This is a genomic window from Roseibium sp. RKSG952 (assembly GCF_009711355.1).
The window spans coordinates 230,843-238,312 of record NZ_SMMF01000963.1; the positions used below are offsets into that span (position 1 = coordinate 230,843).

The 7,470-nt window shown below is 54.7% G+C and carries 7 protein-coding genes; 2 read left to right on the forward strand and 5 right to left on the reverse strand.

Annotated elements, in window-relative coordinates; translation table 11 throughout:
• The 5 genes from E1297_RS47285 to yajC all read right to left on the reverse strand — a co-directional run.
• Positions 1 to 328, reverse strand: a 328-nt coding sequence (locus E1297_RS47285) for an Mth938-like domain-containing protein (RefSeq protein ID WP_155151891.1), incomplete at its 3' end; no start/stop codon positions are given.
• A gap of 12 nt (positions 329 to 340) precedes the next feature.
• Entirely contained in the window at positions 341 to 1,093 is a 753-nt protein-coding gene (locus tag E1297_RS47290; RefSeq protein WP_155151185.1) for a sulfite exporter TauE/SafE family protein, read from the reverse strand.
• Positions 1,086 to 2,054, reverse strand: a complete 969-nt coding sequence (secF, locus tag E1297_RS47295; RefSeq protein WP_155151188.1) for a protein translocase subunit SecF — start codon at positions 2,052 to 2,054, stop codon at positions 1,086 to 1,088. Before secF ends, E1297_RS47290 begins: the two co-directional genes overlap by 8 nt.
• A gap of 1 nt (position 2,055) precedes the next feature.
• The gene (secD, locus tag E1297_RS47300; protein ID WP_155151191.1) at positions 2,056 to 3,717 is read right to left on the reverse strand and encodes a protein translocase subunit SecD; all 1,662 of its coding nucleotides are present in this window, start codon (positions 3,715 to 3,717) and stop codon (positions 2,056 to 2,058) included.
• Between the two features lie 33 nt (positions 3,718 to 3,750).
• A complete protein-coding gene (gene yajC / locus E1297_RS47305) occupies positions 3,751 to 4,038 on the reverse strand; it encodes a preprotein translocase subunit YajC (protein ID WP_155151194.1) in 288 nt (95 codons plus the stop codon).
• 247 nt (positions 4,039 to 4,285) lie between these two features.
• On the opposite strand from yajC, the gene E1297_RS47310 reads away from it, so the two are divergent.
• Together E1297_RS47310 and serS are read left to right on the forward strand one after the other, a co-directional pair.
• A complete protein-coding gene (locus E1297_RS47310) occupies positions 4,286 to 5,947 on the forward strand; it encodes a mechanosensitive ion channel family protein (RefSeq protein ID WP_155151197.1) in 1,662 nt (553 codons plus the stop codon).
• Positions 5,948 to 6,033: 86 nt separating this feature from the next.
• Entirely contained in the window at positions 6,034 to 7,326 is a 1,293-nt protein-coding gene (gene serS / locus E1297_RS47315) for a serine--tRNA ligase (protein ID WP_155151200.1), read from the forward strand.
• The last annotated feature ends 144 nt before the right edge of the window (positions 7,327 to 7,470 follow it).

Here is a 7,470-nt window from a genome sequence, read left to right on the forward strand (position 1 = left end):
TACGACGCCCTTCCGAGAGCAGCACGTTGTAGGTTCGACAGGCGGCTGGCGAGTTCATGACCTCGACGCCAATCCCTGCGGCTTCGAGGGTCGACCGCAAATCACCGGGGATATGCGCCATCTCTTTGCCGGTGCCGATGAACAGAACATCTACTTCTTCTGAAAGATCAAGCAGCGGCTGAACATCGGTGTACTGCCCCCACGCCTTTGTTCCAGTTGGCCCGGTTAGCACCGCGCCCTCAAAAACCTCACCGCCGATACGAAAGAAGCCCGGACCATAGCCATCAACAGGCTTGGCATCCGTAAAGGTCACCTGATTGAGTCGCATTCCAAAACCCCTTCAGTCGAAGATCGGCAGGCCAGTTATAACCGCGAGCGCGATAACGGAGTAAGCCGCCACCCGGTAGAGCTTCTCCAGCGATGGATCAAACAGCGCCTTACCGATGAGTGTGGTTATCACATAAGGCACACTCAGCAACAGAACCACCCAAAGCGCGGATGTATCCGCGAGGCCGCCGATCATGATATTCGTGACGATGACGATATCCAGCAGGGCCAGAAAGATAATCGTGTTCGCACGTACCTTGCGAACATTGGCTGAGCTTGCCAGATAGAAGACGATCACAACCGGTCCAGTCAGACCAGTCATTCCACCGACTGCGCCCGCACTGCTGCCGATGGCAAGCCGCCCCGGCAGCCCCAATCGTCCATTCCAACGCCAGCCAGTTGCCACCGCAAGCAAGGTCAACCCAACCACCGTGCATGCGATCCAACGCAAGACCAGTGCATCGACTTGTACCATCACCCACAATCCAAGTGGCACAGTCACAGCAGCAGCCAGAGCAAGTGTCCCGACTTCGAACTTGTCGCATTCCTTCCACGCCTGCGGAGCTAGAGCGAGCGTTGAAACGATTCCAGTCGCAGCCATCAGAAAAACGACATCTGTTGCCGGCAGGAACTGAGTTCCGATCGGCACGAATATCATGGCTGTTCCAAAACCGGTGAAGCCGCGGACTAGACCCGCGGCTCCTATTGTGAAAATCAACCATCCGATGCCCGGCAGAGCCAGGGCAGCTTGCAAACCCTCAGGCATCTATGTTGGCAAACTGATTGCCCGCAGTGTTCGAAGGCTTGGTCCAGTCGCGCTTGACCCCCAGCCACAGCAGGATGGTCGAGGCCACAAAGATGGATGAGTAAGTACCCACGATAACACCCCAGATCATCGCAAAGACAAACCCACGGATCACGTCGCCGCCCAGAACATAAAGCGAGATCAGCGCCAGCAGGGTCGTAACCGAGGTCATGACCGTCCGGCTGAGGGTCTCGTTGATGGACAGGTTCAGAACCTCTTTCAGGTCCTTCTTCTTGTACTTGCGCAGGTTCTCACGAACACGGTCGAATACGACCACGGTATCGTTCAGTGAGTAACCGACGATGGTCAAAAGCGCGGCGATAATCGCCAGATCAAACCGGATTTGCAGTTCCGAAAAGATACCAATGGTCAGGATCACATCGTGTACCAGCGCAGCAACGGCGCCGAGCGCGAACTGCCATTCGAATCGAAGCCAAATATAGATAAGAACCGCTCCAATCGCGAGCACTACCGCTATGACCGCCGTTTGGATCAATTCGCCAGATACTTTGGGGCCAACAGATTCAACTGACACGAATTCAATGTCAGGCGCAGCACCGGTAAGTGCCTCTTCTACAGCCGTAATTGTTGCTGCGGTCACCGCTTCGGCATCGTCCTGAGCCTGAATGCGGATCATGGCTACGTTTTCGTCCGGCCCGAATGTCGGATCAAAGATCTCGGTGATCGAAACATCACCCAGCTCCAACGGAGCGATCGCATCACGATAAGCTCCTACATCAATCTCCTGCGCGCTTTGGGTACGGATTGTCGTACCACCGCGGAAATCGATACCAAAGTTCAGGCCCTGCAGCATGAACGAGGTAAAGGCCACTACCATCATCAGACCCGAAATACCCAGCCAAATTTTCCAGCGGCTGAAGAAATCGAACGAGGTTTCCTTGGGAACAAGTCTCAGTCGCATATCAAACCTCGATCATTTTCGGACGGCGGCGTTCGAACCAGATGACGATCATCAGACGCGTCACGAAGATCGCGGTGAAGACCGAGGTTAGAATGCCGAGGCCCAGAGTGATGGCAAAGCCGCGAACCGGGCCGCTACCCATCGCAAACAGGATTACAGCCGTGATGAACGTCGTTACGTTGGCGTCCAGAATGGCCGACAGCGCCTTTTCATAGCCTAGCTCAATTGCTCGGGCAGGCCCTTTGGCGGATTTAAGTTCTTCCCGGATACGTTCGAAAATCAGCACGTTGGCGTCAACGGCCATACCAACCGTCAGAACAATCCCCGCAATACCCGGCAAGGTCAGCGTTGCCCCGATCAGTGACAGTAGGCCGAAGATGAGCCCCACGTTGATGATCAGCGCAACATTGGCAAAGAGACCAAACAAACCGTAGCTGAGCGCCATGAAGACCAGCACCGCGACAAATGCTACGATTGTAGCTACCTTGCCTGCGTCAATGCTGTCCTGACCCAGCTCCGGACCGATGGTGCGTTCTTCGAGGAATTCCAGACCGGCCGGCAATGCGCCTGCTCGCAGCAGAACCGCCAGATTGGTACTTTCTTCAACGGTAAAGTTACCGGTGATGATGCCAGACCCGCCCGGGATATGGCTCTGGATCACAGGAGCGGAAATTACCTCGTCATCCAGCACAATGGCAAAGGGTGCGCCAATGTTTTCAAGCGTATAGTCACCGAACTTGCGGGCACCTGATGTGTTAAAGCGGAAGCTGACCGCCGGGCGCCCGTTCTGGTCAAACGAAGGCTGCGCATCCACGAGTTCTTCACCGGTCACAACCGGAGCAGACTCGATTGTGTAATACACTCCATCTTCATCGATGGAGGGTACAATTTCCTCACCAATCCCCGGAACAGCATCCGGGTCGGATCCACGCCTGACAACCGGATTGAAGGTCAACTGGGCCGTGGTGCCAATGATCTCTTTCAACTCAGATGCACTGCCAATACCTGGCACCTGAATCAGAATACGATCTGTTCCTTGCCGCTGAATCGTCGGTTCGCGTGTACCGACCTCATCAATACGGCGACGGATGATCTCCAGAGCCTGCCGAACAGTTCTGTCGTTCGAAGCCAGCTTTTCGGCCTCGGACAGTTGAACAATGATCGTATCGCCCTGGCTGCTGACCTCGATATCGTTGGCCCCAACACCTGTCAGGGTTTGAATTGGACGCGCCAGACCGCGAACAACTTCAAGCGCCCGGGTGATACCCTCGGGCTGACTGATGCGAACGCGAATCTCATCAGGAGCAGAAGGTTGCTTACGGATCGTACCGACGGTTGCCCGTTCATCCCGCAATGCTTCGCGGACTTCGGGCCACATCGCTTCCATCCGGGCTTCGTAGACATCTTCCACCTGAACTTCGGCCAGAAGATGTGCACCACCCCTCAGGTCAAGGCCCAGATTGACTAGCGAAGACGGCAACCAATTCGGCCATTGCGCCGCCTCGGCCTGTAGTTCGGGAGTATCGATGCCAAGCTCGATCTCGGCTTTTGCATCGTTCGATTGTTCGACACGCGTATAGAACGCATTCGGCAGGGCCATGAGCAGGCCGATCACACAGACCGACCAGATCAGAACCCGCTTCCAGGTATCAATTTGCAGCATTACCCTGCCTTTTCAGAAGGTTGTGGAGCGCTCTTATTTCGCTGGTTCGGTTTTGTTCAGAACCTGCGCAATGGTCGACTTGACCACGCGAACCTTCACACCCTCGGCGATTTCGACTTCGATCTCGTTGTCGCCTTCCTTGACCTTGGAGACTTTGCCAATCAGGCCACCCTGGGTGACAACCTGATCGCCCCGGCGCACGGCTTCGACCATGGCCTGATGTTCCTTCATCTTCTTCTGCTGCGGACGGATCAGCAGGAAATACATGATCGCGAAGATCAGGATCAGCGGGAGAAACTGGGCGATTGCGCCACCTTCCATGGGATATTCCTTTGTTTTGGTCTTGCGGTCATGTACCGCAAATTTGGCGGGAACCTATTCATTGAAATGCGTGTTTGCAAGCAATGGCATTACCATGGGCTATTCTTTGAAACAGGCATTCCCCCACATGGATAGTTCACAAGCCCCCAAGGACAGATCCACACCTATAAAAAGAATTGCTTGCAAGCTGCAGTTCAGCCCTAGGAACATTAGCCGTCTCGGATATAGTTAGGTATCAGGAGGGCCAATGATTCAATTAATCCAATCCTTTGGCATGTTTGCGCGCCTTTGCGTGGCAACCCTGTGTGTATGCATGCTGGTGTCTCCGACATGGGCACAAGAGGCCCCAACGCCTCCGCCAGCTTTGAGCGAGGAGCAATCCGATGTCTTCAAAGCTCCGGTAATTGTCGACGGCGATACGCTCTTCCATTTGCGTGGCTCAAGCGCTCTGCCCGCTACGGAACGGGCAGAAAGAGTTCAAGACAAGATCATCGAGGTCGCTGAGTCTTCCGAAAAAACCGATATCGAAATCACCTATGAAGAGACCGAACTCGGTACACGTATACTTGCGGATGGGATCTTCGTATCAGTTGTTACAGAGGCTGATGCCGAGCTGGATCAGATGGAGCTTAGCGTCCTCAGTCTCTTGCATGGTGATGCCATACACGAGTCAATTGTCGCCTACCGGGCTAACCGCACCGAACAGGCAAGGGTGTCTGGTGCAATCGAAGCCGGTGCATGGACCGTTGGATTTATTCTGTTCATTGTCGTCATCCTCTGGCTGCACCGTCGGATCAGACGGCGTACTCTGGAAATAGTTCAGAGCTATCTGCAGGATGTCGAGACTGCCACCGCCAAACACGTTCAGGCAGAGGCCATCGCGGCCCTGATCCGGTATGGGCTGAACTTTGTTCTGTTGGTTATCTTCTTCCTTGGTTTTTATTACTACCTTTCATTCGTCCTGCTTTCGTTCGCGGAAACTCGGTACTTCGCTCAACTACTACTGACCTATCTGACTGAGCCGGTCCTGCTAATCTTTAAGGGGATTATCAGCTATATCCCGAACCTGATCATGCTGGCCCTGATTTCGTGGGTCACCATGTACATCATCAAAGGCATGCGAGTGTTCTTTGATGCTGTCGAAGCCGGCACGTTTGACATGGGCGACTTTGAAAAGCACTGGGTTAACCCGACTTTCAACATTGCCCGTGTCGTGGTCATCCTCATCGCTCTGGTCTTTGCGGTGCCCTATATTCCGGGCTCAGATTCCGCGGCGTTTCAGGGGCTGACCATTCTGGTCGGTGCGATGTTGTCCCTGGGTGCGAACTCTGTCGTCAGCAACATGCTTGCTGGCCTGTTCGTTATCTACCGTCGCTCGACCTCAATCGGTGATCGCATCCAGATTGGCGATCACATCGGTGATGTGGTCAAAATCAAACTGATGGAAACCCATCTAAAGTCTATCAAGAACGAACTGATCTCGATCCCGAACGCTCAATTGATGAACTCTGATGTGGTCAATTTTTCAAAGAAAACAGATGGTAACGGCCTGCTTTTGCACACCACCGTCGGTATCGGCTACGAAGAGCCGCCTGAAAAGGTCGAAGCTATGCTGATTGAGGCAGCGCGGCGTACCAAGGGATTGAAATCCAAGCCCGAGCCCTTCGTTCTTTGGACTGCGCTTGCCGACTATGCCATCAACTATCAGGTCAATGCATATACGACTCGCGGCAGCACGATCCCAAAGATCAGGTCCGATCTGCATCGCAACATTGTTGCTGTATTTAACGAAAACAACGTGCAGATCATGACACCGTCTTACATGGCCGATCCGCCTGAACCCAAAATCCCAACCGAGCATTGGGATGGGCATCTGGCGCACGAATCCTCAGACGAGTCCAAGAAGTAAGCCTAAATCGCGCGGCGGGTGCTACACCCCGCCCCTCAGATGGTGCATAAGCGGCTGCAGTGATTCACTTATCAAGGATCTGAGATATGCACGACATCCGCGCCATTCGCGAAAACCCAGCCGCCTTCGACGCCGCTCTTGCGCGCCGTGGGGACGCGCCGGTGTCGTCAGATTTGCTGAGGCTGGACGAAAGCCGCCGCGCCAAGATTCTGGCGGCAGAAACAGCCCAGGCTGAGCAAAACAAAGCTTCCAAAGAAGTTGGTGCCGCCAAGGGACGCGGCGATGAAGCCGAGTTCGAGCGCCTGCGCGCGCTGGTGGCCGAGAAAAAGGCCGAGGTCGCACATATGCAGACCGAAGCCAAAGATCTGGACGCGCTGCTCACCGACCAACTGGCCCGCATCGCCAACCTGCCAGCTGACGATGTTCCGCAAGGCGAAGACGAAGACGACAATGTCGAAGTCAACCGCTGGGGCACCCCTCGTGAGCTCGATTTTGCGCCCAAAGAGCACTACGAAATCCCAGCCGTAGCTGCGGCGATGGATTTCGAGACGGCAGCCAAAACCAGCGGCAGCCGCTTTGTGAACCTGTCGAAAGGCGTGGCACGCATTCACCGTGCGCTGGCCCAGTTCATGCTGGACACACATATCGACAAGAATGGTCTGACAGAAATGCAGACACCGGTTCTGGTGCGTGACGAAGCCATGTACGGAACAGACAAGCTGCCGAAATTCGGTGAGGACAGTTACCAGACCACAAACGGCTGGTGGCTGATCCCAACGTCCGAGGTCACTCTGACCTATTCGGTGTCGGGTGATATCCTGGACGAAAGCGCTCTGCCTATCCGGATGACGGCACACACAGCCTGTTTCCGGTCCGAAGCTGGTAGCGCAGGTAAAGATACCGCAGGCATGTTGCGTCAGCACCAGTTTGAAAAGGTCGAGATGGTCTCGATCACACATCCCGACAATTCGGATGATGAACAGAAGCGCATGTTGCGCTGTGCCGAAGACCTGTTGGAGCAGATGGGCATCCCCTACCGCACGGTGGTTCTGTGCACGGGTGACATGGGGTTCGGCGCACGCCGAACCTATGACATCGAGGCCTGGTTGCCCGGGCAGAACGCCTATCGCGAGATCAGTTCGGTATCGACCACCGGCGATTTTCAGGCCCGACGCATGAATGCGCGTTTCCGTCCCGAAGGGGGCGGCAAGCCGGAGTATGTGCATTCGCTGAACGGTTCGGGCCTTGCTGTGGGCCGCTGTCTGATTGCAGTCCTGGAGAATGGTCAGAATGCAGACGGCACAGTCACGTTGCCAGATGTACTTGCCCCCTATCTGGGCGGCAAACTCACGCTGCAACTAGATGGAACACTGGCTTAAAAAAACGGCAGCCAAATGGCTGCCGGTTTCCGGATCGAAGGCGGAGAAGTGATTACTTCTTCGCCTTTTTCTTATCCTTCGACTTGCTGTCTTTCTTTTTGCCGTCTTTTTTCTTTTCGTCTTTTTTCTTGTCGTTCTTTTTTG

Excerpts from the sequence above, each read along its gene's own strand:
- E1297_RS47290 (WP_155151185.1), bottom strand. The coding sequence starts at position 1,093 with ATGCCTGAGGGTTTGCAAGCTGCCCTGGCTCTGCCGGGCATCGGATGG.
- secF (WP_155151188.1), bottom strand. The coding sequence starts at position 2,054 with ATGCGACTGAGACTTGTTCCCAAGGAAACCTCGTTCGATTTCTTCAGC.
- secD (WP_155151191.1), bottom strand. The coding sequence starts at position 3,717 with ATGCTGCAAATTGATACCTGGAAGCGGGTTCTGATCTGGTCGGTCTGT.
- yajC (WP_155151194.1), bottom strand. The coding sequence starts at position 4,038 with ATGGAAGGTGGCGCAATCGCCCAGTTTCTCCCGCTGATCCTGATCTTC.
- E1297_RS47310 (WP_155151197.1), top strand. The coding sequence starts at position 4,286 with ATGATTCAATTAATCCAATCCTTTGGCATGTTTGCGCGCCTTTGCGTG.
- serS (WP_155151200.1), top strand. The coding sequence starts at position 6,034 with ATGCACGACATCCGCGCCATTCGCGAAAACCCAGCCGCCTTCGACGCC.